This is a genomic window from Oryzibacillus soli, assembly GCF_051594765.1.
GTDB lineage: Bacteria > Bacillota > Bacilli > Paenibacillales > NBRC-103111 > Paenibacillus_AR.
In genome coordinates this window covers 28,517-50,849 of record NZ_JBPPGJ010000026.1, presented here as the reverse complement: position 1 = coordinate 50,849, position 22,333 = coordinate 28,517, and the positions used below count along the sequence as shown (strand labels likewise).

Annotated in this window: 20 protein-coding genes; 1 reads left to right on the top strand and 19 read right to left on the bottom strand. The window is 54.5% G+C overall.

The features are described from left to right. Positions 1–119: 119 nt before the first annotated feature. The 13 genes from ACSEXW_RS25605 to ACSEXW_RS25545 form a co-directional block, all read right to left on the bottom strand. On the bottom strand, positions 120–977 hold the full coding sequence (locus tag ACSEXW_RS25605) for an AraC family transcriptional regulator (protein ID WP_438449032.1): 858 nt from the start codon (positions 975–977) through the stop codon (positions 120–122). 133 nt (positions 978–1,110) lie between these two features. After that, complete coding sequence (locus tag ACSEXW_RS25600; RefSeq protein WP_438449031.1) at positions 1,111–1,632, bottom strand: DEAD/DEAH box helicase family protein; 522 nt, start codon at positions 1,630–1,632, stop codon at positions 1,111–1,113. 214 nt (positions 1,633–1,846) lie between these two features. Further along, complete coding sequence (locus ACSEXW_RS25595; protein WP_438449030.1) at positions 1,847–2,998, bottom strand: GerAB/ArcD/ProY family transporter; 1,152 nt, start codon at positions 2,996–2,998, stop codon at positions 1,847–1,849. Positions 2,999–3,013: 15 nt separating this feature from the next. Beyond that, positions 3,014–3,148, bottom strand: coding sequence for a hypothetical protein (locus ACSEXW_RS25590; protein WP_438449029.1), 135 nt, complete (start codon positions 3,146–3,148; stop codon positions 3,014–3,016). 99 nt (positions 3,149–3,247) lie between these two features. Further along, positions 3,248–4,414: a Ger(x)C family spore germination protein gene (locus ACSEXW_RS25585; RefSeq protein WP_438449028.1), complete on the bottom strand. Its 1,167-nt coding sequence runs from the start codon at positions 4,412–4,414 to the stop codon at positions 3,248–3,250. Between the two features lie 15 nt (positions 4,415–4,429). Then, positions 4,430–5,887, bottom strand: coding sequence for a spore germination protein (locus ACSEXW_RS25580; protein WP_438449027.1), 1,458 nt, complete (start codon positions 5,885–5,887; stop codon positions 4,430–4,432). 75 nt (positions 5,888–5,962) lie between these two features. Next, positions 5,963–7,672 (bottom strand): GMC family oxidoreductase N-terminal domain-containing protein, encoded by a 1,710-nt coding sequence (locus ACSEXW_RS25575; RefSeq protein ID WP_438449026.1) that lies wholly within the window; start codon positions 7,670–7,672, stop codon positions 5,963–5,965. Further along, on the bottom strand, positions 7,662–8,288 hold the full coding sequence (locus tag ACSEXW_RS25570; protein ID WP_438449025.1) for a hypothetical protein: 627 nt from the start codon (positions 8,286–8,288) through the stop codon (positions 7,662–7,664). The genes ACSEXW_RS25575 and ACSEXW_RS25570 overlap by 11 nt, the downstream gene beginning before the upstream one ends. Before the next feature lie 136 nt (positions 8,289–8,424). After that, positions 8,425–8,922 carry a VanZ family protein gene (locus ACSEXW_RS25565; RefSeq protein WP_438449024.1) on the bottom strand — a complete coding sequence of 166 codons (498 nt, stop codon included), beginning with the start codon at positions 8,920–8,922 and terminating at the stop codon, positions 8,425–8,427. Between the two features lie 21 nt (positions 8,923–8,943). After that, complete coding sequence (vanY, locus tag ACSEXW_RS25560; RefSeq protein WP_438449023.1) at positions 8,944–9,801, bottom strand: VanY-A/VanY-F/VanY-M family D-Ala-D-Ala carboxypeptidase; 858 nt, start codon at positions 9,799–9,801, stop codon at positions 8,944–8,946. A 256-nt stretch (positions 9,802–10,057) separates the two neighbouring features. Further along, positions 10,058–11,545, bottom strand: a complete 1,488-nt coding sequence (locus tag ACSEXW_RS25555; RefSeq protein ID WP_438449022.1) for an IS1182 family transposase — start codon at positions 11,543–11,545, stop codon at positions 10,058–10,060. Positions 11,546–11,757: 212 nt separating this feature from the next. Further along, entirely contained in the window at positions 11,758–13,146 is a 1,389-nt protein-coding gene (locus ACSEXW_RS25550; protein ID WP_438449021.1) for an FAD-dependent oxidoreductase, read from the bottom strand. 36 nt (positions 13,147–13,182) lie between these two features. Then, positions 13,183–14,133: a D-2-hydroxyacid dehydrogenase gene (locus ACSEXW_RS25545; RefSeq protein WP_438449020.1), complete on the bottom strand. Its 951-nt coding sequence runs from the start codon at positions 14,131–14,133 to the stop codon at positions 13,183–13,185. Positions 14,134–14,229: 96 nt separating this feature from the next. On the opposite strand from ACSEXW_RS25545, the gene ACSEXW_RS25540 reads away from it, so the two are divergent. After that, positions 14,230–15,141: an AraC family transcriptional regulator gene (locus tag ACSEXW_RS25540; RefSeq protein WP_438449019.1), complete on the top strand. Its 912-nt coding sequence runs from the start codon at positions 14,230–14,232 to the stop codon at positions 15,139–15,141. A gap of 168 nt (positions 15,142–15,309) precedes the next feature. Here ACSEXW_RS25540 and ACSEXW_RS25535 read toward each other — a convergent pair whose 3' ends face one another. From ACSEXW_RS25535 to ACSEXW_RS25510, 6 genes are all read right to left on the bottom strand, one after another. Next, on the bottom strand, positions 15,310–16,002 hold the full coding sequence (locus ACSEXW_RS25535; protein WP_438449018.1) for a YceI family protein: 693 nt from the start codon (positions 16,000–16,002) through the stop codon (positions 15,310–15,312). A gap of 76 nt (positions 16,003–16,078) precedes the next feature. Beyond that, complete coding sequence (locus tag ACSEXW_RS25530; RefSeq protein WP_438449017.1) at positions 16,079–16,927, bottom strand: M56 family metallopeptidase; 849 nt, start codon at positions 16,925–16,927, stop codon at positions 16,079–16,081. A 4-nt stretch (positions 16,928–16,931) separates the two neighbouring features. Further along, entirely contained in the window at positions 16,932–17,345 is a 414-nt protein-coding gene (locus ACSEXW_RS25525) for a BlaI/MecI/CopY family transcriptional regulator (protein ID WP_438449016.1), read from the bottom strand. A 130-nt stretch (positions 17,346–17,475) separates the two neighbouring features. Beyond that, positions 17,476–20,076, bottom strand: coding sequence for a chemotaxis protein CheW (locus ACSEXW_RS25520; RefSeq protein WP_438449015.1), 2,601 nt, complete (start codon positions 20,074–20,076; stop codon positions 17,476–17,478). Beyond that, the gene (locus tag ACSEXW_RS25515) at positions 20,069–20,533 is read right to left on the bottom strand and encodes a chemotaxis protein CheW (protein WP_438449014.1); all 465 of its coding nucleotides are present in this window, start codon (positions 20,531–20,533) and stop codon (positions 20,069–20,071) included. Before ACSEXW_RS25515 ends, ACSEXW_RS25520 begins: the two co-directional genes overlap by 8 nt. Positions 20,534–20,545: 12 nt before the next feature. Continuing rightward, positions 20,546–22,123, bottom strand: coding sequence for a methyl-accepting chemotaxis protein (locus ACSEXW_RS25510; RefSeq protein ID WP_438449013.1), 1,578 nt, complete (start codon positions 22,121–22,123; stop codon positions 20,546–20,548). Between the last annotated feature and the right edge of the window lie 210 nt (positions 22,124–22,333).

Genomic DNA, 22,333 nt, shown 5'->3' with positions numbered 1-22,333 from the left:
AATGGCTATATTGGGAATATATCCCTTCCCCCTTGATCACATCTGCACGGTCATACAAAAGGCTTTTCCGGCAGCGGCATCGCCGCCTGCGGAAAAGCCCTTTTTGTCGTCTCGGATGATCAGACGACCGGAATGTAGAGATCCAGCTCGGAGTCAGGGGAGGTCGGGTGGAACCTTCCGTCGTACACCTCCAGGTCGAAGCCTCCGCCGTTCATCGTACGCAGCGTACAGCCTGAATGGGGAAGCCACTCCTCGTAGATGAAGCGGAAGGTCTCATTCAGCAGCTCCGTCGACCCCCGATGGGTGAAGACGGCATAACGTCCTGCGGGGAGCAGCTTGTAGAAAGCTCCTTCGGGAAGATCGTCCGTTTGGCGCTCCACCTCCGAGGCGGCAAGATAAGTGAAAGCCCCGTTCCGGTGGTTGCTCGCTTGCTGCGTGCTGCTCGTTTCATACAGCTCCAGTCCGAAGGCCCGGCCTTCCTTGCGGTTCGGTATAGCGCAGACTACACGGTCATACTTCTCCCAAGCGCCGGTTATGTTCCTGTCCTTCGAGGTATCCGTGCTGCAAGGGATGCCCGCCAGGAGCACACTTTCCATATCAATCATCTTCGGTTCCATCGTCGTGATATCCGTCACCCTCCTTCGGTATTGGCCGGGAGTAACTCCATAGCGGCGCTTGAATGAACGGATGAAGGTCTCCTGTGTAGAGAAGCCGCTGTCATAACCAATGCGGGTTGCGCTGTGCCGGCTGCTTCGAAGTTCGCGGACCGCAGCATCCAGCCTTCGGTCCCGCTGCCATTCCGCCGGTGTCATACCGGTCAGTCCTTGGAATAACCGGTGGAAGTGGAAGGGAGAATAGCCGGCGGCCGCAGCCAGCTCCTCCAACGTAATGCCCTCTCTCCACCGGTCATCCATCAGCCGGAACAGATGCTCCACCGCAGCTTGCAGACGGTTCTCTTGAGTGGTTTCCTTCTCCATCGTATATGCCTCCTCGCCTCTGGATTCCCCCTGCTGAAATAAGCATACTCCATGGAATGCCAGCAGGCTTGACGGTTTTTGCGAAGTTCAGGCATAGGAAGAACAGTCGTTTTACTACGATCATTGCACAGAATTACATCATATTCTGCCTAATGATAGCATCGATTTGTTTTGCGGTTTCATCTGGACTCATATGTGTATTGTCTACCAATTGGATTGTTGGGGTCGTTTTTGTGGCATTGTCTTTTAACCACTCATTAAATTGAACAGAACTTTCAATCCACTTTTCATCGATAACCCCCCTACCCAGTTTCATTCGGCTAAGGAGTTCCCTTTCTTCAGCCACAATCGCAATATATATGATCTCGGAAAAATACGTTCTCCCCTCACACATCTCAAACTGTTCAGGTGTTGCACATCCACATAATACCACCGGCATGCCGATTTGAGAGATATTACTGCAGACACGCATCCATAATTCTCGATAAGCCCTGTAATTATCTTCCGGTGTATTATACTGATCTGACCATAGTAAATCGCCCTCCATGACGATATAATCGGTTTCATTAATAAATAATCGTTCACAAGCAGTAGATTTCCCAATACAACTGGCTCCCGTAATGATATATAATTTTTCTTTTTTTGTTGGTTGCATGTACATTCCTCCCCTATAAGTCACCTACCACTTCCCCCATCATATCAAGTCTTTAGATCAATGAAAGGTAGAATACAACTATAGATAACTGCCCGTTGAAAAAAAGGCTTTCGCAAAAACGACTAATTCCGAACATAGAATCTCCAGATCTTCTCCATAAGTACCTAGACAGGACAAAAGGGCTTCGCCATTCGAAGCCCATCGAGAAGGATCATCATACCCGGATCTGTTTTTTGTTTCGACGGAACGGCCAAAAGTTGATGGATCGGAAGCTGTTTTTCTCCCCCTTTTTCAAAACAAAGGCAAATAGCAGCAACAGCAGCTCCAATACGGTTTCCACGAAGAAGGCAATGCAAGGAAACGTAAATTGCAGAAATTCCGCATTCATGGGCTGACTGGGAAAGGAGGTTTCCTCCAGTACGACGGCAACCAGGGCCGAGGACAGTATCAGAGGCTTGTAGTCCTTCAGCCCGAACGTATCGGCCAGCCCGACACTGAACGCCCAGATCAGTTGAGCGGAAGCCATGATGGCGGCGCCCACCGCAGTGAGCATCCACAGCATCTCGAACCTCTCCAGGAAGTGGCTGACACTGGCGGTTCTTAATAAGGCAAGGCTAGGGGAAATCTTGTTAATGGCTTGCTTGTATCCGAAGACCACGATACTGAAGAAGACCACGACGCCGACCAGGAATCCTCCCATGGTAACCCCTCCGAATTTCGCGAGGAAACCGTTCTCCGGCCGGTTGCAGATCGGGATGAACATGGCCATCATGATGCAGATGCCGTAGAAGGAGACGATGTAGAAGGATCCCCGAATGATGGGCTCCAATCCATCCTCAAGCAAGGGACGGATCCGATCGATGTCTGCGGATGACATCAGCATGAAGGAGACGACAAAGGCGCTGGCGAAATAGATCGGTCCCAGGATTTCCGCGATGCGTCCGATGACTTCAATCCCTTTACGCGCCGCATAGGCGACTACGGCGAAGCCGGAGAACGTGATTATGGGCAGCGGCGTCTTTGGCAAGAAAGCCGTGTGGATAATCATACCCAGACTCCTCATGACCAGTACACAAGCTAATAAAAAAAAGAGCGGGAAGCAAAGCCCGACCACCTTCCCTACTCCGCGACCCAAAATTGTTGAACTGTATTGGACAAAGTTCTCCTTTGGAAACCGGACGCCCATGTAGGCATAGGCGAGGGCCAGCATAACATCCAGGATCACCCCTCCGATTACCGCAATCCATGCATCACGGTGACCGGTCTTAATCAGGATTCCAGGCGCCTGCAGAACAGTGACCGAGGTGATGATGATAAAGAGCATCCATACAAATTGATTGGTGCTGATCTGCTCCACACGCCGCATAATCCTCCCCCTCCTCTAGTTCTTCCAGATGATCCGGCCCAATGGACTGATCCAGGCATGGAGCCCTTCGATCGGGGAAGGCCATCCCATCAGCTGGCCTCCTTGCAAACCGGAGGCGACGAGAATGAGCACGCCGATGACCCATAGCATGTCCTTCCTTTTATGCCGAATAGCGGGTAGAACATCCGACAATCCAATCACCAGTAAGGCGGCGAGAAATAAACCTATCTTAATCAACATTAAGCTTCCTCAGATCTCTATTGGATTTTTGGTAATACCCTGACGGTCGATTTCGATATTAACGGTTATCCGGGTTTGAATCCGAGGAAACACGTCTTTCCAATCCTTCTTCAGCCGATTCCATTCCGACGGGTAATCATTATGGAACTTATCCGCGAAGCCAACGAAGTCCGTCTTCATCTCCTTCTGGGCGACATCGATGGTATGCTGGATTCTGGTGGTTAGTAAGTTCACCACCGCCTTCTCCAGGTCCTCGATGATTTCCGGCTCGAAGAGGACGGCACCCTGCACTTCGGTTTCTCGAATATGAGAGGAGGCGGAACATTCGATAACCATGGTGATGGTGTCCGGCGCCTGGAAGACGGGAGTGATCCGGGTATGTCCTTTTTGGATCTCGACAGACACATTTTTCTTCAGACTGCTCTTCCCCTTCATGTAAGGGAAGGTTGCATTTCCTTGAAACAGTCGGTCTTCGAGCCATAATAAGCCTCGGGTTTCATTAACATTCAGAGTTCCGACCATCCGATCCTTCCGGAACACGGCGGTGGATTCGAATTTGATCCGTCCCCCCTCTTTGTTGACATATGGAGCTACCGCCGCGGCCGTATCCCCCTGCACGTTCATATAGAACTGAGTGAGGTTGGTCGGATGGGCCATGGAAGTGCTCTTCAGGTTCTCCAGCATGGTGACCAATCCGGACGAAGGAATGGATCCGGTTCCTAAGTCTCCTTCCAATACTTCCTTGGCAGTGGACTCAGCTACGATAAGCCAAGACGTCGGTCGGATTTCCTTCTCTCTTAAGAGATAGTCGGATATTTCTGCGATTCCGTGCTCAGCTAAGCTCTTCCCGATGACAATGAGCTTGCTATGGGGAAGAACGATTTTTTTATAGGAAATCCGGTCGATCTGGTCAAAAGCATCAAACACGGTTTCTCCCCGGATTACGTAGGTCTCGTAGGCTTTTGTGCTTCCGTTTCCTTTGGGTTCCCCGTTTTGTCCGGCGGAAGGCTTGACGGTCTGAAGGGTAAGCTGGATCGGTTGATCCCCATCCGCATAGTCAAGACCGATGCCCATGACGATCCCTAATTCCTTTACCTCGATTTTGTCCCAGCAACCGCTTAGAGGCAGTACCAAGGAGAGAGCCATCACGATCCGTACCCAAGTCGTCCGTTTCACCAGAAGTGCGCCACCTTATTGTTTTTTGTGCCCAACGCTCATCTTCGATCGCTTGGCAAGACGATTCCAGGGAAACCGGGCGCCGGTATCCTCCCAGGCTTGCAGCCGAACCGGTGCAATGGGAGACAGATAAGGAACGCCGAATGAGCGCAGAGATGCGATGTGGATGAGAACAGCCAGCATGCCAAGCAGTACGCCGTATAAGCCCAGCGTGGCTCCGATGAACATGAATCCGAACCGGAGTAAACGAAGGGATATGGCGAGATTGTAGGACGGGATGACAAATGACATGATACCGGTCAGCGACACCACAATGACCATTGCGTAGGACACCAGACCAGCCTGAACGGCAGCTTGTCCGATGACGAGGGCGCCGACAATACTGACCGCCTGTCCGATGGGACGAGGCAGCCGGATGCCTGCTTCCCGGAGAATCTCGAAGGTAAACTCCATCATCAGCGCTTCCACGAACACCGGGAAGGGAACCTTCTCGTAGGAGTTGACAATAGAGATCATGAGCGGTGTGGGCACCATCTCCTGATGGAAGGTGGTGACCGAGATATAGATCGATGGGAGCAGCATGGAAAAGGCGGCGGCGATGTACCGGAGGAACCGGATGAACCATGCGAATGGATACCGTTGGTAATAGTCCTCGCTGGAAATCAGAAGCTGAGGCAATGTAACCGGAAGGATCATTACAAAGGGGGTGCCATCCACGAACAGTGCAACCCTACCAGCCAGCAAGGCGGCGGCCACCTTATCGGGGCGCTCCGTGCTCTCCACTTGGGGGAAGATGGACAAGGTATGGTCCTCGATCCACTCCTCAATGTATTGACTCTCCAGAATGCTGTCTACGTCGATCCGGTTCAGCCGCTCCTTAACTTCGTCCAGAAGGGTCTCGGAGACTGTATCTTTCAGATAAGCGAGACGGATCTCCGTTTTGGTCACATGGCCCAGGAGATAATGCTCCGACTTCAAGCGGGTGGACCGGAGTCTTCTGCGCAGCAGAGAAAGATTGATCTGGATGGATTCATTGAAGCCATCCCGCGGGCCTTTGACTACCCCTTCCGTCACCGGCTCTGAGATCGGGCGGTGCTCCAGGTTGGAGGTGTCGAAGATGATCGCGTCGGCCGAACCCTCCCGGAGTAGGACCGAGTCGCCGGATAGAAGTGCATCTGTCAGACCCGACAACGCTTGTTCCGGGGATTCTGTCTTACCCGCGGTTATCGTCTTCTTGCAGAGATCCGCCACATCTTGTTCCCATTCCCGGTGGAAGGTCTCCAATCTGGACATGTAGCTCAACAGTTGCCGGATGCTTGGCTCATCCGACATGCCGCTTATGTAAAAAAGACATGCCGGAATCCCCTTGTCTCCACCGATCGTGAAATCATGTGCGACAAAGTCATCACACTCGGAGAACAATGAGGTCAGCATGTCTTTATTCTGCTTCAGATACAAGCTGATACCGTGCATTTCCCGGCCCCCTCCCTTCAGCCACATTGCCAAACAGGAGTTAGCATTAGGAAATTCACCTATATTTATACTTTGTTATGGGAAGTACTTCATGGCCAGCCGCTCAGCAGTCCGCGTAGCCAGAGCCTGTGTGGTGAGCGTAGGGTTGGGCCCCCCGATGGAGTTGTAATGCACGCTGTTATCGGCAATAAACAACCGGTTCACCTGTAAGGCCTCGCAATAGGGATCCGTCACCAAGCCCATTCTCATCGTGCTCTCCAAGTGGATGAACAGCTCCGGAGGCAGGTCGGACCGGTGGATACTCTTGGCGCCTGCAGCCCGCAACAGATTCGCCGCCAAGACCGCCAATCGGTTCCTTCTCTCGACGGTCTTCGGTGTCGGCGTGTACCGGATGACGGGGACCGGGCCGTGCTCATCCCTTCTGAGGGGATCTACGCTGACTCCATTCCGGTAGTCGACCTCATCATCGGTGATGATCAGCAGGTTCAAGGTTCTTGAATATTGATCCATCCTGATCTTCAATTCCGGCCCGACGACAAGACCCCGGTGATCCCATGGAGAGCCGGCCTGAATCTCATTCATGGCGGCGAAGCCCGCGCCGCTGGTTCCATAGGTCAGTCCGGCCATTAGACCGGGACTTACTCCGAAGGGCTGGAACAGACCGAGACCGGGATGATCGAACCGGGCGGCTGACGTATTCCCTACGAAAGGTCTCACATCCTCCGTTCCCAGGATGGCCATTAGATCCTTCTCCTCGAAGATGCCGGATACCAGATCGAAGTAATGGTTCGTCAGCCCTCTTCCCACCCATGGATTGTCCGGAAGATCGGAGTTGAGCCAGAGTCTCGGCGTTTCCACACAGCCTGCCGCCATGACGACCGCCCTCGAACGAAGCTCCTCCAATTCGCCGCTCCATACATTCCGGTATTGCACGCCGGTCGCCCTCACACCGCCGGCGGGGTCTTGATCCGTCATGATCCGGGTGGCAAAAGCATTGGGAATCACCGTCACATTCCCTGTTTTCAAGGCAAGAGGAATGTAGCTGACATTCGTGGACCGCTTGGCGATCCGGTCAACCGAAGGACCCGTGTCACAGCCGTTGACGCAGTGCCCGCGGAGGGTACACCCCTCCATCCGGGAGAGCTGCTCCAAGCTATAGGACGGATTCATCAGCTGCTCATTCGGCGGCAGAATGGCTGCAGGCTGCGGACGGTATCCGGGAGTGGTTACATCGAGGGTGGGTATGAGCTCCCAGCCTGCTTTCTTGGCGGCATAATAGAAGAGCTCCTCCTTCGGGGTGACGGCTGCGAATTGCACCGGAAGAGTGGCCTCCACCTTCTCATAATAAGGAACGAGATCCCGGTAGGAGAGCGGCCATTGTCCGTCGATGGCGGCAGGGTAAGCTCTGGGCGAGTTCCCCCAATAGTGCATGGTGGTCCCTCCGACTCCCGAGTTTTGCCAGAGGTACCCGTTCTGTCCCAAATTGCGGTACCACGGCGAACGTCTCCGGTCAACCGGCCCCCATCTCATTCTGCCGAAGAGAATGTCGTTCATGTTATATTCCAGCTCATTCATGGTTTTACGATACAACCCAATATCTAGATCCTCGAACCGGGAGCTGCTTTTCCCTCCGCGGTCCAGCCCGGGATGGGGCCATTGCTTGTTTCCATACCAGCCTCCGGCTTCAAGGACGGTGACCTTCAGCCCTAATTCACCAAGTTCCTTGGCCACTACAGCTCCGCCGCCGCCTGAACCGATCACGATTACATCCGCATCATAGGCCATGCTCAACATCACTCCCCCGGTTGATTCGTAACAGATAGCCCCTTAGCTCGCGGTATCCGTAAGAAGGTCCGGGATATCCCGCTTGCCTCCAGCCTTCCGGGAACCTCTCCATGACCCGGTAATCGGGACTGAGCAGCCTGGTCGTGCCATAGCCGATCCATTCCGAATAGAAGCCCATCATAGGCAGGGTCGTCAGCACATGGAACATAGTGCGGACAAATCCGGCGTTATACGTGTAGGGAGACGGCAAGCTCCCTAGTTCCAAACGGGGGCCTTGCAGGAGGGACAATGCTCCGGCACGGTCGCGGGTGTTCAAGGAGGCGAACAAGCCGGGGACAGGACATACGGGCGCCGGGGGCGAACCCGGATGTTGGACGGATATACACCAAGTTGCCGCTGCGGCATCAAGCAGAGAGGCAGTTGCGCGGGAGAGCTGCACTGGGATCTGACCGAGGTCGGATGGAACGGTAACCATGTGGTCCAACTGCCACATGATGAAGTGCTCCACACCATAATCGACTGCGCCTGGTTCGCCGTATGCAGCGGGAACAACCGTATCGGAAAGTGCCTTGAAGGCGGTGACGACATCACGTTCGGACCGGGTTGGGCGATTCACCAGCTTCCCCCTCTCAAGAATAAACTCTGACCTTACTATCATTATTGGAACTTCCGCCGGAATATGTTTGGATCATGACGAAGAGACTTCATCTTGGCCGGCCAAGAATGAAGTCCCTGTCGATGTCACCATGTCACTAAGCGTACTTTATTTTCAACTGGGAACGGTAATACAGCAATACTGCAAGTAAGAGCATACCGGCACAGATAATGACGATGTCTAATATTTTCTGATTCATATGCTTGCTGCAAAAACCATACATCTTCAGTCCAAGGATGCCTCCAAGCGTATTGGCAATGACATCTGTTATGTCTGTCGCCCCAATCGCAAAGATATATTGGAGTAATTCAAAGGTAAGGCTTAAAGCTAGGATAAAAGCAAATTTAGATGAAACCCTGATATTTTTGAAATGGACCTCTAACAGCAGGCCCAACGGAACGAAGATGACCACATTCTCTATCATCTGTCTGAAGCTTCCGTCTTCGATGGATAGCGCGACAAATGGAATGAAGTTCAGACTTCTGAAGTGATAATCGAATACGGACAAGATGTCATATTGTAGCTTGAATAACACTAACCAGATCAGCACCCCTAAATAGAAGATCAACAATCCTCTCGAACATCCTTGAATCATAACCAACTCTCCTCTATTCGTTCAACCTGATCGGATCACGGTGACGATTACACCATCCCTATTGTTGCCGGATATCTCCCAGCGAAGATTGGAAGGCACCTGGATGGTCGTATCGCGGGTTACGGGGTAATAGGTAATCTCATATTTTTTGCCATTTGACGTGGTGGATATGGACTTTTGATTCTTCAGGAAGTCCAAATATTCTTCCAACGATAAATGGGCGTCCTGCATCATGGCACTATGCGGTAATCCAACATAGCGAATGTGCCAAGGTTCATATCGAATCCCTGTGATGGCCGTTTTGTCCTTGGGATAGCGGATAATAAAACCGTATTTCCAAGCATTCTTTTCCAACCATTTGCCTTCAGGGGCTCCATCCATTTTCATTTGGGTGGATCCGACATCAAGCGATAAGCCTAGATTATGCTCGCTATGGCCTGCAGGCAAGGCATAATCTGGCCCCATCTCCTGATATAGCCCATCTTGCTCCTTATAGTCTCGATAGCCGCTATTAATCGCAAAATGGCGCACCCCATCTTTTTCAGCGGCGGCCATCATCACCGAGAAGGTTTGTGCAAGGTTCTTGGACAATTTGACATCATGATCACCCAGCTCGTAACCCCTCACCAGGTCCTTATGCTTCCCTAATAGCACCACATCTGATTTTATACTCTCTTGATGGATCGGATTTACTTGGTTAACCAAGAGCAGATTTCCTTGATAGACCTGATCTTTTGTAATCCGGATCGTTCGGAAACTTCCGGCAGCCTCCTTATTTACGTTTTGAACCACAACTTTATCTGGGTAGAACAAGTCTTTATGGGCTAGGACGAAGCTTAGACCTATGACAACGATACATATAAACGCCCACTTCTTCATCTCACAATTCCCCTTAGATAACACGTTTCACAACATGTCTCCATGTTAGCAAATCCAGATACGCCAGTTATTAAGGTGGAGTGGATTAATTCATAAGAAAATCCTAAGGTTAGGTTGATTTTTTCCTAATAGGCGAATGAGAACGACAAAAAAAAAGCGCCCCAATAGGAGAGTCCTGCAAAAGCCTTGCGTTAGGTGCAGTACGGACTCTAAATTGGAAAAATGAGCACTAAGAATTGAAAAAAGCAGTCCATCCTCAATTGAGGGCGGGCTGCTTTTGCTCTATTAGCTTGACCATCCGCTTCGCGTTTACAACGAAGGCGGTTAGATAGGCCTGCATACGCATGCGGAAGAGACCCCGGTATCTGGCGGTGTCCATGCCGTGAAATCTTTTCATTTCTGCGTTTTTATGCTCAATAATCGGCCTTCTTTTTATCCGCTCTTTGAACGTGTCACTAAGTTCGAACTCGATCTGCTCTTTGAAATGATCAGCGATGATGCGGATCGAATACGTCTTGCTTTTAGCCCCTGATTTGTAACAGCCTTCACGAAGCGGACAGGCCTTGCATTTCTCGACGTCAAAATAATACACGAGCGAGCGGCTTTCCCCACTGGTCTTGCTTCCCTGGATCGCTTTACGCTTGCTGCGCTCTCCCGCCGGGCACAAGACGAAGTCGGCATCCTTGTTATACTCAAAACCTGCCTGACGGTCGCCTCCCTCGTGGACGATGGGGTGCAGCGGTACGACCGGCGATATGCTTTCTTTCTTCATGATCGCCAAATTTTCTTTACCGGAGTATGCCTTGTCTGCGATGATCTCCTCTACGTTTATGCCATGTGTTTTGGTTTGTTCGAGCAGGACAGGAAGCTGTTTACCGTCGTCGGTACTTCCCGGCGTTACTTCTAAGGCTGTAATGATTTCTTCTTCTGTCATGGCAACATGCTCTTTGTAACCGAAAAATGATTTTGAACTGCTCTTCCAGCCGAAGCGTGCATCCGGATCAATGGCGGACAGAATGCCTTTTTGAGAAAGTAGCCGCTCGTCTTCAACGATTTGTTTTGCCGCGCCGAGCTTTTCACTCACGGCCCCTTCATGGTCCGGTAACAAGTTCTCCACCGTCTGTCCGAGTTCCGCTAGGTATGCCAGCATGGTTTGTTCCGCGTCCACTTCATCGCTTTTGATGCGCGGCAGCTTAGGGAGCTTCTTCTCTAGTTTGGGATGACGTTTGACCACAACACGAAACAGGCGCTTGGCCGCGTCCCGCAATACGTCTAATGGCTTTTGTTTTTGGCTTCCTGCCAGAGTGTGCGTAGAGTCGATAAGGATAGCCTTACTTTTAACCAAACCCTGCTCTATGCATTGGCTGACCACATGCTTTAGCACGTCTTCCACCTGACTTGCTCCCAGCCGATGATTGCGAAAACGCGAGAGTTGCGATGCATCTGGAAGCGGATCTTCCGGATTAATCCCAATAAACCATTTGTAGGCCAGGTTTACCTGGGCATCCTGGATAACACGCTCATCCGACAGACTGTACAAAATCTGCAAAAACAACAGACGAAACAGCAGCTCCGGCTCATTTGCCGGTCTGCCGTAGTACTTGCAGTAGGATTGCTCCACTAATTCATATACAAACCCGAAATCCACCGCAGCATGTATCTTCCGAAGCAGATGGTCTTCCGGTACAAGTTTATATAACTCCGCATGAAACGATGCGGTTAATTGTCTGGCTGGCTGAAGCAACTTGGCTCAACTCGCTTTTCCTTTTCCCCTAGTATACAACAAACCCAGTACCTGCGCGGTACTGGGTCGTTTTTTACAAAAACTGTATCCGTTTTGCAGGACTCTCCAATAGCAGCTTCCAAGGGAACGCGTCCACCAAAAACATAAAAGCCGCGGTATACGCGGCTTAAGGAGCTGAAGCTCTAGTCCCGGCACTCGATACGGAGAACCGATCAATCCCGGGTCATCCCCTTGCTTACAGTGGTCTGAGGGAGATACGCATCTGCGCGGCGCAGCGTGTGGACCAGCTCTTCCGTGTCCAGCGCATAAGCGGGCTGCCCCGTACGGATGGATTGGGCGGCCGCAGTACCTGCCGCTTGCCCCATCATCGAGCAGGCCGGCTGTACGCGAATCGAACCATGGACGAGAACGTCGCTGGAGACGCACCGTCCGGCCACCCATAGGTTCTCCCAACCCTTCGGAACCAGTATGCCGTACGGGATGCCAAAGTGCTCGCCCGGCTTTAATTTGAAGCGATTTATCTTCTCTTCCATATGGAGGCGATAGGCTTCCTCCGAACATTCATAGGGATGGATATCGACGAATTTGTTAAACACTCCGATCTGATCGGGAAACTCCCGCTTGGACGTATAATCCTCGATCGTCAGTTCGTATTCGCCGACAATCCTCCGGGATTCGCGGACTCCGATTAAGGAGGCGGTTGTCACATGCTCCATGTGCTCGCAACCGGGGATGTACTTGCGGTAGAACGCAAGGTACTCCTCGGCAATTTTGCGTCCGAACATCATGCCGTCCGTCAGATCCTTCACCCGCAAGGCATTGAGATGGAACAGATGCCCGCCGTTCAGATAGCCGACGTGATGGCCGACCTTCGTCAGCCCTACCAGGAATGGATCCGGTTGGGTGAAATGTCCGTCCTGGATCGCCTTCCGGACCTCAACTCCCGCCTGCTCGTTGATTTTCTCCTTCTGTTCCCAATCGATATTCGTAAACAACGACGCCAGCGTGGCCGGCATAATATGGGGCGTATCACGCCCGGCTTCCCTGCATGGGACCCCGCACAAATCCGCCAAAACGGCGTCACCGGTGGAATCCACAAAGGCTCGTGCCGGAATATAACGGTAGCCCTCGATATTGTGCACGACCACTCCGTTTACCTTACGGCTTGGTGCATCCACATCCGCATCGATCAACCGCGTGAAGAACCGGACCTCCACTCCTGCGCGGATAACCAATTCGTCCAGCACACGTTTGTAGCCCTCCACTTGGAAGGGGGACCAATGATGGTAGTACAGGCGCCAGCAATTGGGGTCGATTCCAGGGCTCATGTAGCCCCGGGCGTACATCGTCTCCACGATTTCCTTCATCAATCCGCCCACGAGCATTCGTTCGCCGTTGGCCATCGGGTCAAACGCCGTCACCAATCCGGAGGTACCCATCCCTCCCATCGTTCCTGTCGCTTCAACGAGCAGAACCTTCAACCCAAGCCGTGCGGCACATACGGCGGCCGCCACGCCTGCCGGCCCTCCGCCGGCCACAACCACGTCATATTCCGGTTCAACCGGAATATCCCTAATCAATCGATACGAGGTGTCGTACATTCCGAACATCTCCTTCCCTAAGTTGGATGGATAGGCCTACCGGTTGACCACGTTAACCGGCTGCCCGTCCAGATAACATCGAATATTCTCTACGGCCACCTCCATCAGCCTGGAACGGGCTCCCACCGTGGCCCAGGCGATATGGGGGGTGACGATGCAGCGAGGCTCCCGGAGCAGCGGATTGGCGGGATCGGCCGGTTCGATGGAGAGAACATCCAGCGCTGCTCCCGCGAGTCTCCCTTCCTGCAGCGCGTCAGCCAAGGCCTCCTCGGAGATCAACGGACCCCGGGAAGTATTGATCAAGTATGCCGAAGGCTTCATGAGCGCCAGTCGGTCCTTGTTGAGCAGCTGCGTGGTCTCCGGCGTCAACGGACAATGGAGACTAACCACATCCGCCCGCTGCAGCAGCTCCACCAGCTCCACATCTTCGTCCGTTGGGAGTGTGCTCCGATCCGCACCGGCTGCGAGGACGTTCATCCCGAAGGCTCTAGCGATCATCGCCGTCTGACGACCGATCCGGCCGTACCCGACGATTCCCATCGTCTTCCCTGCCAGCTCAACCATGGGCTGCAAGGTGAAGCAGAAGTCGGGGCAAGACGACCACTGGCCTCTTTGAACCGCCTCGGCATGCTTGCCGACCTGCTGCACCAGCTCCAGGAGCAGGGCGAAAACGAATTGCGCCACGGACTGTGTTCCATAGGACGGCACATGGGTGACCGTAATCCCGCGCCGGCGGGCAGCTTCCACATGTACCACATTGTAGCCGGTGGCCAGTACCCCGATATATCGCAGATGGGGGAGCTGCTCCATGGTTTCCTCCGTCAACGGAGTTTTGTTCGTTAATAGAACGGCCGCTCCCTGGGAACGGTTCACGATTTCCTCTGCCGGCGTCCGATCATAAACCGTAACCTCTCCCATAGCCTCCAAGCCGCTCCAGCTCAGATCACCCGGATTTAACGTATATCCGTCCAGCACAACTATTTTCATTTGTGTGTATCCTCCTGCCTTTGGTTGTATTGTCTATTCCTACTGCCTTCTGTACAATGTGCATATAAGATCGGATGACAGGATGGAGGTTGGAATATGAGCTTTCCCTTCCCCACGACCAATCGCAATACCAATCTATGGAACGGGTACGAGATCGATCCGTTTCTGCGTTTTGCGGAGCCTCTCGTCAGGAGCAGCCTGCAGATCAAGCCGAGGAAGCTGATGGACTATTGGTTATTCTGGCTGCAGGAAGGATCGGTGCGCCTAACTTACGAAGAAACGACCATCATGTTGAAGCAAGTAGACCTGATCCTGGTGCAGCCGAATACCGTGCACCATATGGAGGCACAAACACCGGTCGTACGGGGATTGTCTGCCCACTTCGATCTGTTCTTCCATCCGGATCGGGATACCATTCATCCCATTATGCCGGACATGCTGGATCCGCGCTTCGTTCCCTACATTCAGCCCAAGTGGAATGACATGGGCGGACCCCCGCTCCCCCTTGTACTCGCCCCCCATGATGCCCCCCGTTTCTTGGCCGCCTTCACGGAGGCCGTGGAGCAGTGGGAGAACAAGTCCGTCATCTCCCAGCTCCGGGCAGCCATGCGAATCACCGAGATGGTCGCCATGCTGTGGGAGCAATACGGATTTGCCGCCCATCCTGCAGATTCCGGAAGAGACGACCGTCTGCAATGGATGCTCTCCTATATCCACTATCATTTGGATCAGCCCTTGGAGGTCCATGAGCTTGCACGCTTATTGAATCTCTCCCCTTCCCGCTTCTTCTATCTGTTCAAAACCCGCCTTGGCTGCAGTCCGCACCAGATGATTCTCCGGCTTCGCCTGGAACGCGCGGAAGAGCTCCTGCGGATGACGGATCTGCCCCTGGGCAAGATCGCGGAGCACTGCGGATTTGCGAACGAACATCATTTCTCCAAGCTGTATAAGCGCAAGCGCGGAACAACTCCGGGAGCGGCAAGAAAGGCGCTGAAGCTTCAGCCGTAATTCTCTTCTTCGTGCTCACAGCTCCATTGTAGCTCGTACGGGAGGAAAACCAATGCCTATACCTCCTGATTTGCAGGGTCTAAACCTCCTGCCCCCAATGAAAAAACCGGGCATGGAGAGACTTCTCCATAACCCGGTTCATTCAAGATGGTCCATGCGCCTCTCCGATTAGGCAGAGGCTCCCTTCCCCAGCAGCAGGCGGAGCTGAACCTTAACGTCATTCTCGGTGTTGAGCACCACCGTATGGGGATTCTTCATCCCGAAGTCCATGAATGTCACCACCGTGCTTCCCTCCAGCTTCAGCTGCCCGCCGGACATCTGAACCTTGCTGTCGAAGGTTACCTCCTTGGTCAAGCCCTTGATCGTCAGCGTGCCGCTGATCGGCACGCTGATGGTCTCTCCCTCCTTCCACTCCCGGGGCAGATTGCCGAAGGACTTGGCGGTGAAGACGGCCTCAGGGAACTGCTCGACGGCCAGATAATCCTTGCCCTTGATATGATTATCGCGCTGGCTGTTGCCGGAGCCGACGGAGGTCATCTCGACCTTGCCTTCTGCCGCGTTGGCGCCAGTGTCGGAGATGTTCAGCTTCCAGCTGCCGGTTACGGACTTGCCCACAAAATTGACGGTCTCCTTGGAGGTGGTGACCGAGAAATAGACCTCGGAGCCGCTCTGGATGCTCCACGTCCCGTTGACAGCAGCGGCTTCCACCGGCTTGCCGGCGGCACTGCCCTCCACGGCTTGGGCAGCGATCACTTCCTTGACCTCCACATGATTTCCCGCATAGTAGTCATAAGCGGCATAGCCTCCTCCTGAAGCAGCTAGCACAATTCCGGCGGCGAGAGCAATCCATTTTCCTTTCATTCGGTATGCCTCCTATCCTAGATTTGAGATGATCTATATTTAACACTACGCATTGTAGTGTAAATATCCAAAAAAATTACAGCGGCGCAGGCAGCAGCAGTCCGGTTATGGCTGCCGTTACGGAGATGGAAATCAACGCCGCTTTCCATGGCATGCGGAAGGGTACCTGGGCATCCGGATCCACCAGCTGCCGAATTCTCACATTCATGGAGGTGTCCGTAAAGGAAGCATGTGCGAAGGTGACGTCTGCGGACTGAACTCGGACCAACTTCAGCAGCGCGCCCCCCAAGCCAGCCGGCGAGCCGCCGGTGCACACCACCGCGTAGCGGTCGGCCATGACCTCGCAGGATATTTTGTATACAGAATGGCACCACTTCAGGATCGGGACATACCACAGCACGGACGATGCCAGGTAAGTAAGCAGGGTCTTCAGCGGGTCCAACTGCAGCAGATGATACTGCTCATGCCGGATCACCGCCTCCAACTCCTCCCGCTCCAGAATCCGGATCAAGCCGGTTGATAGGATGATTCTGGGACGGATGAAGCCCATCGTCAAGGCCACCGGCTCGGCGTGCCCGATGACGGTTAGCCTCCCGCTCCCCCCTATGTACTCCCGGTCCAGCGCTTCCGTCAGACGTGTATGGGTCATCCGGCGGATCCGCCGCTTGGCCCGCATCAGCAGGAAGGCTTGCCTGGCGCACAGCCAGACGCTGACTGCGAAGGTGCTCACGATGAGCACATCCAGCATCATCTGAATGAAGGGCCATCCCATGGAGCCGAGCCAGGTGTGGCACAGGTTGAAGACATTCAGCGGAAGGCTCCAACGGAAGATCGATTGAAGCATATAAAGGGTCATCTGGAGCAGGAGTGTTCCGGCAATCAGCATGCAGGTCCAGAAAATCGCATGGGAACGATTGTTCGGCATAAGATCACGTGTCCTTTTTCAGAGCTTTGATTTTCTCCTCCAGCTTCAGGAGAAGGTCGGAATCCGCCTCATCCAGCGCATCGATCATGTGGGTAACCACCAAGGAACCGAAGTCCTCCAGGAGCTCATGGGTAATCTCCTTAGACTGGATCTCCATGAACTCGTCCTTGGTGTAGGCAGGGTGGTACAAGGAGGTGCGGCCCTCCAGCCTTTTGCCGAGAAGTCCCTTCTCCAAGAGCCGATTCATCACCGTCATGACGGTATTGAAGCTCAGATTCTTCTCCTGCTCCAGCTTGATCTGCACTTCCTTGATGGACAGCTCCCGGTGGGTCCATAGAATGTCCATAATCTTGGCCTCAAGCGGACCGAAGAACCGGTTGAGTCCCTTCTCGCTAAACTTGAAGTGTTGAATCTTCATCGTGTAAACCACCTCACACTACTCATTGTAGTGCAGTGAAGATTCCCCTGTCAAATGCTTCCGATACCCCGAAGAAACCGGTACGGAACATAAAAAAGAGGCTGGCAGCCCACGCCGCCAACCTCCTGTCTCATGCCACGCTTCCGGCATGCAGCTTACTCACATCCAATACCGGGATCATCCGTTCGCTGCGCTTCAGTACACGGCTCACCAACGAGGACGCATCGTGCATACCCGGTGGCACTTCCTCCACCTGATCCTCCCGGTATCCGACGACCTCGGACACTTTGTCGACCAGAATCCCCAGATCCCGCTCCCCCTGATCCAGAATGATGATCCTGGCGTTCGGACCGAATTCCGACGCCCCCTCGCCAAGGTAGCGCTGCAGATGAATGACGGGCAGCAGGGAGCCCCGCAGGTTCGATAAACCGATGACCGCCGGCGGTGCGCCTTGGATCGGGGTCAGCACCGGTACGGTGATAATCTCCTTCACTTGTCCGATATCCATACAGTACCGTTCCTGACCGGCCTGGAAGATCACCGCTTGTCGTTCCGTCTTCGTCTCTTGATCAGTCTGCGTCTCCTGCATGAATCTCCTGCCGGCCGCCCCCGACTGCCCGTCATCCCGGATCAGCGACGAGATGTCAAGAACCAGCGCCACGTTACCGCCACCCAGAATGGTGGAACCGGCGATATGGGGCACATGTCCGACGAAGGAGCCCAGGTTCTTGATCACAATCTCCTGGTTGGCAATCGTCCGGTCAACGCGGAGGCACAGCTTCTTCTCGGCCAAGCCCACTACCACCACGACGAACTTGTCTGTCGCCCGGTCCTCCGGCTGCTCCGGTATCTTCAGCTTCTCCTTCATGGACACCAGCGGCAAAATTTCCCCGCGGATCAGACAGACCCGCTCACCGTTCACCGTCTGAACCTCCTGCTCCCTGAGCCGGACGATCTCGATGACATTGACCAGGGGAATCGCAAAGGTGCCATGCCCGGCCTGTACGAGAAGGGACCGCATGATGGCCAGGGTCATGGGGAGCTTGATCGTCATGACGGTGCCGATTCCTACCGTGCTCTCCACGTCGATGATGCCATTCAGCTTCTCAATTCTGGAGCTTACGATGTCCATTCCGACGCCGCGGCCGGACAGGTCGGTCACCCGGCTGGCCGTTGAGACACCGGAGCGGAAGATCAGATTGATGGCTTCCTTGTCGGTTAACCGTCCCGCCTCCTCCTCGGTGATGACTCCCTTCGCGATGCAGCTGCGCTTCAGCTTCGCCGGATCGATTCCGCGGCCGTCGTCCGTGACGGTAATGACGATGAGATTCTCGCGATGCTCGGCCTTCAGGGTCAGATGACCGGTCCGGGACTTCCCTGCAGCGAGCCTTTCCTCGGGTGTTTCGATGCCGTGGTCCGCCGAATTCCGGAGGATATGAATGAGCGGATCGCTTAATTCCTCGATGAGCGTCCGGTCCAGCTCCGTCTCCTTGCCCTCCATCTGGAAGAGGATCTCCTTCCCGGCCTTCTGGCTCAAGTCCCGGACCATCCGGGGGAAGCGGTTGAAGAGCTGGTCCACAGGCAGCATCCGGGTCTTCATCATCGATTCCTGAAGCTCGCCGATGACCCGGGTGAGATGATTCGCCGTATCATGAAGCCCGTTCAGGTGGGTCTTGTCCTCCAGCAGCCCTGCCACCTGCTGGGTCAGCCGGTTCTTCACTTCCTGCAGCCGGGTGTGGTCAATGATGAGCTCGCCCACCAGATTCAGAAGATGCTCCAGCCGGTCCACATCCACGCGGATGGTCTGGTTCAGCTTCAGCTTCTCATCCTTCGGAGAAGCCGGTGCGGCGGCAGCCGTGCCTTCCGGAAGCTCTGTCGGAGCAGTGGCCGGCGCTTCGGGTACGTCCCCGTTCCGGGCCGACTCCTTCAGCTCCTCGGAGTGTTGCGGATTTTCGGATGCGAGCTCTTGCGCCGGCTCCCATACGCGGATGGTGCACCGTTCGATCTGGGACACCGAATTCAATTCCCGTCCGATCTCCTCCTGGGAGGAGCGGGTGCAATAGAAGACGGACCACATCTCCGGAAAAGGATCCAGATCCATCAGCACGCCGATGGACGGATCGGTCTCCAGAATCTGCCCCATGCCCTGGAGGCGGGTGCAGATCAGATGGGCGCGCACCGATCGCAAGGCAGATTCCTCCGAGAGCTTGAACGTCAGGATGTATGCAGTTTGCCCTTCCTCCATGGCCTTCAGGGCCAGGCGTGCAGGCTCCCCTGCAGCGGGGAAGTCGCCGGATGGTGCTTCCGCCGGCTCCGGCTGTTCCTCTGTCGCAGCGGTTCTTCCTGCGCTTCCTTCCTGGCACAGCGCATCCAACCGGCCCACCCGGTCGCGGATGTCCATCTCCTCCAGGGTGCCGTCCGTGATGGCGGTCCGCAGCCGCTTCAGATCATCCACCGTATCGAATACGGTATTGATCACATCGGCATAGAGGAGCAGCTTGCGGTTGCGGATCTGATCGAATACGTTCTCCAGCCGGTGGGTGAGCTGCTCCAGCTTCGTAAAGCCCATTGCCGCCGAGGAGCCCTTCAAGGTATGGGCCGCCCGGAAGATGGCGGCGATCGTGTCCGGATTCTTCCCTGATTCCAGCTGCAGCAGCTGCTCATCCAGAATCTGCAGCTGCTCCTCCAGCTCGTCCAAGAAGACGCTCAGATACGCGGAATGATTATACATCAACATTTCCACCCCCTTTGACGCTGCCATCGTGGAGCAGCTTCTCCATGTCGATGATGCTGACGAGGCCCGTTTCCGTCTGACCGACGCCGGTAAGCACGGCCGCTCCGCTCCCCGTTCGGGACGGCGGCGGCTGGATCTCCCCGATCTGGAGAACCCGGTGAACCCGGTCCACCAGGACTCCCACCGTCTCCTCGGTATAGTGCACAAGGACGATCCGGGTAGACTTGGAACATGGCTGCTCGTGCAGGGCAAGCCGCTCCGCCATGCTGAACACCGGGACGATCTTCCCTCTCAGATTAATGACCCCCTTCACGCAGGGCCGTTCACAGCCGTTCAATTCCGTGATCTCCTGCATGCGGATGATCTCGCGGATCGCGGGCAGCGGAATGGCGAAGCGTTCCGTGCCGCAGCCGATCTCGATGTACTGCAGGGAATCGTGCAACACTTGATGCATCTCATCCCCTCCTTACTTCAGCTTGAAATAAGCGATTGTGAGTGACATATCCTGGGCCAGCTGGGCCATGGACTGGGAAGCGGACGCCGTCTCTTCCGTGGCAGCGGCGACCTGCTCGCTGGCGGCCACGATGGTTTCCACCGTCTGCAGCACTTCCTTGCCCTGGGCGGACTGCTCCTCGCAGGCAGCGGCAATCTCTGCGGCTTGCTCCGAGGTGGCGCTGACCCGGCGGACGATCTCCTCGAAGGTTTCACCGGTACGGCCGGACAGGACCACCGCCTCTTGAACCGCCGTCACGCTATGCAGGGTGTTGCTCTGCATGGTTTTGATGATGGAGGCGATCTGCTTGGTGGCTTCACCGCTTCGTTCAGCCAGCTTGCGGACTTCATCGGCCACCACCGCGAAGCCTCTTCCCTGCTCGCCGGCACGTGCAGCCTCGATTGCAGCGTTCAGAGCCAGCAGGTTAGTCTGGTCGGCAATATCGTCGATCACCTCGATGATCTCGCCGATCTTGGTGGAATCCTCCTGAAGACGCTCCATCTGCATATTCAGGTTCTTCATTCCTTGTACGGAGGCCCGTAGAACGTCACCGCCCTTTTGCGCTTCCATCAGGGTCTGGTTGGACAGGTCGGCAGCGGATTCGGCATTATGGGCAACGGCATCGATGGCCCGGGCCAGCTCCTGAAGCAGCTCGTTGATCATCCGTGCGGCGCGGGACTGATCCTGGGTGCCAGATGCAATCTCCTGCGTACTGGCTGAGATCTCCTGGGAAGCGCCGGATACGCTCTGTGCGGCATAGCTGGTCTTCCCGAGAACCTCCCGCAGCCTATGGATCATCTCGTTGACCGCGTCGCCCATCTGCCCCAGCTCATCGCGGCTCTTAATCGAGACGGTATCCGTCAGATCCCCGTTCTTCACCTGCTCCACAGACCGCTTCAAGCGAGTCACCGTGCCGGCGATGGACGAGGAAACGACCAACGCCAGAGCCAGAGCGGCAATTCCTGCGGTGATCACAAGAATAAGGACGAAGAGCCGTCCGTTCGTGTAGGTTTTCTGGACGCTCTCGGTCTGGGCGTCCGAGCCCTTCTTGATGCTGGCCGTCATGCCGGCGATCAAGTCAGTGGCCTTCTTGAAGTGCTCATGCGCTTTATTATGCTGAGTGTTGAATTCCTCGAAACGGTTCGCCCGGGCCAATTCGATCAGAGGAGGGAATGCTTTGACATATTGGTCATAAGCTGTGCTGAACTGATCGTAGATTTGGCGGTCCTCCGCCGAGTGGGGCATCGATAAGAACAGCTTCCGGCTGGCTTCGGTCTTGCCCAATACCTCTTGAATCCGTCCTTCGAGCCGCTTCATCTCAGCTGGGTCCGTCTCTAGCGCCATACGCAGGAGAATCCGCTGAGTGTCCATCACATCCCCATACATCTGGCCCAGCACATAGACGTTGGGCATCCAATTGTCCCGAGTTTCCTTCGATGCCTCGCCCATCACATCCATCTTGGAGATCGCGAGATATCCCGACAGAACGAGAAGCGCGATGATGAGGCCGAAGCTTGCGATCAATTTGGTTCGGATGGTTCTAAGTTTCATTGAAGTCAACTCCTGCTCATGGGTTTTTACTTGCTTTTCAACATGATTCGACATGTTTCGTCATATTCCTCCTAGATTCCTTCCAAAAAACCTCGATGGTTTCCTCCAACCTTCCCTCGTTACAGATGAAATGTTCCGAAAACCCCCGCCGCTTCTTGAATTGGGGACTCCGAATATGTCATGATACGGATATGATGGACCGGCTGAGAC

Coding starts and splice junctions, on each gene's coding strand:
- ACSEXW_RS25590 (WP_438449029.1), bottom strand. CDS start 3,148: ATGCTATGGGTCATCGGCGTGCTCATTCTCGTCGCCTCCGGTTTGCAA.
- ACSEXW_RS25550 (WP_438449021.1), bottom strand. CDS start 13,146: ATGTACGACACCTCGTATCGATTGATTAGGGATATTCCGGTTGAACCG.
- ACSEXW_RS25535 (WP_438449018.1), bottom strand. CDS start 16,002: ATGAAAGGAAAATGGATTGCTCTCGCCGCCGGAATTGTGCTAGCTGCT.
- ACSEXW_RS25595 (WP_438449030.1), bottom strand. CDS start 2,998: ATGCGGCGTGTGGAGCAGATCAGCACCAATCAATTTGTATGGATGCTC.
- ACSEXW_RS25520 (WP_438449015.1), bottom strand. CDS start 20,076: ATGTATAATCATTCCGCGTATCTGAGCGTCTTCTTGGACGAGCTGGAG.
- ACSEXW_RS25525 (WP_438449016.1), bottom strand. CDS start 17,345: ATGAAGATTCAACACTTCAAGTTTAGCGAGAAGGGACTCAACCGGTTC.
- vanY (WP_438449023.1), bottom strand. CDS start 9,801: ATGAAGAAGTGGGCGTTTATATGTATCGTTGTCATAGGTCTAAGCTTC.
- ACSEXW_RS25580 (WP_438449027.1), bottom strand. CDS start 5,887: ATGCACGGTATCAGCTTGTATCTGAAGCAGAATAAAGACATGCTGACC.
- ACSEXW_RS25515 (WP_438449014.1), bottom strand. CDS start 20,533: ATGCATCAAGTGTTGCACGATTCCCTGCAGTACATCGAGATCGGCTGC.
- ACSEXW_RS25575 (WP_438449026.1), bottom strand. CDS start 7,672: ATGGCCTATGATGCGGATGTAATCGTGATCGGTTCAGGCGGCGGCGGA.
- ACSEXW_RS25600 (WP_438449031.1), bottom strand. CDS start 1,632: ATGCAACCAACAAAAAAAGAAAAATTATATATCATTACGGGAGCCAGT.
- ACSEXW_RS25545 (WP_438449020.1), bottom strand. CDS start 14,133: ATGAAAATAGTTGTGCTGGACGGATATACGTTAAATCCGGGTGATCTG.
- ACSEXW_RS25540 (WP_438449019.1), top strand. CDS start 14,230: ATGAGCTTTCCCTTCCCCACGACCAATCGCAATACCAATCTATGGAAC.
- ACSEXW_RS25605 (WP_438449032.1), bottom strand. CDS start 977: ATGGAGAAGGAAACCACTCAAGAGAACCGTCTGCAAGCTGCGGTGGAG.
- ACSEXW_RS25510 (WP_438449013.1), bottom strand. CDS start 22,123: ATGAAACTTAGAACCATCCGAACCAAATTGATCGCAAGCTTCGGCCTC.
- ACSEXW_RS25530 (WP_438449017.1), bottom strand. CDS start 16,927: ATGCCGAACAATCGTTCCCATGCGATTTTCTGGACCTGCATGCTGATT.
- ACSEXW_RS25565 (WP_438449024.1), bottom strand. CDS start 8,922: ATGATTCAAGGATGTTCGAGAGGATTGTTGATCTTCTATTTAGGGGTG.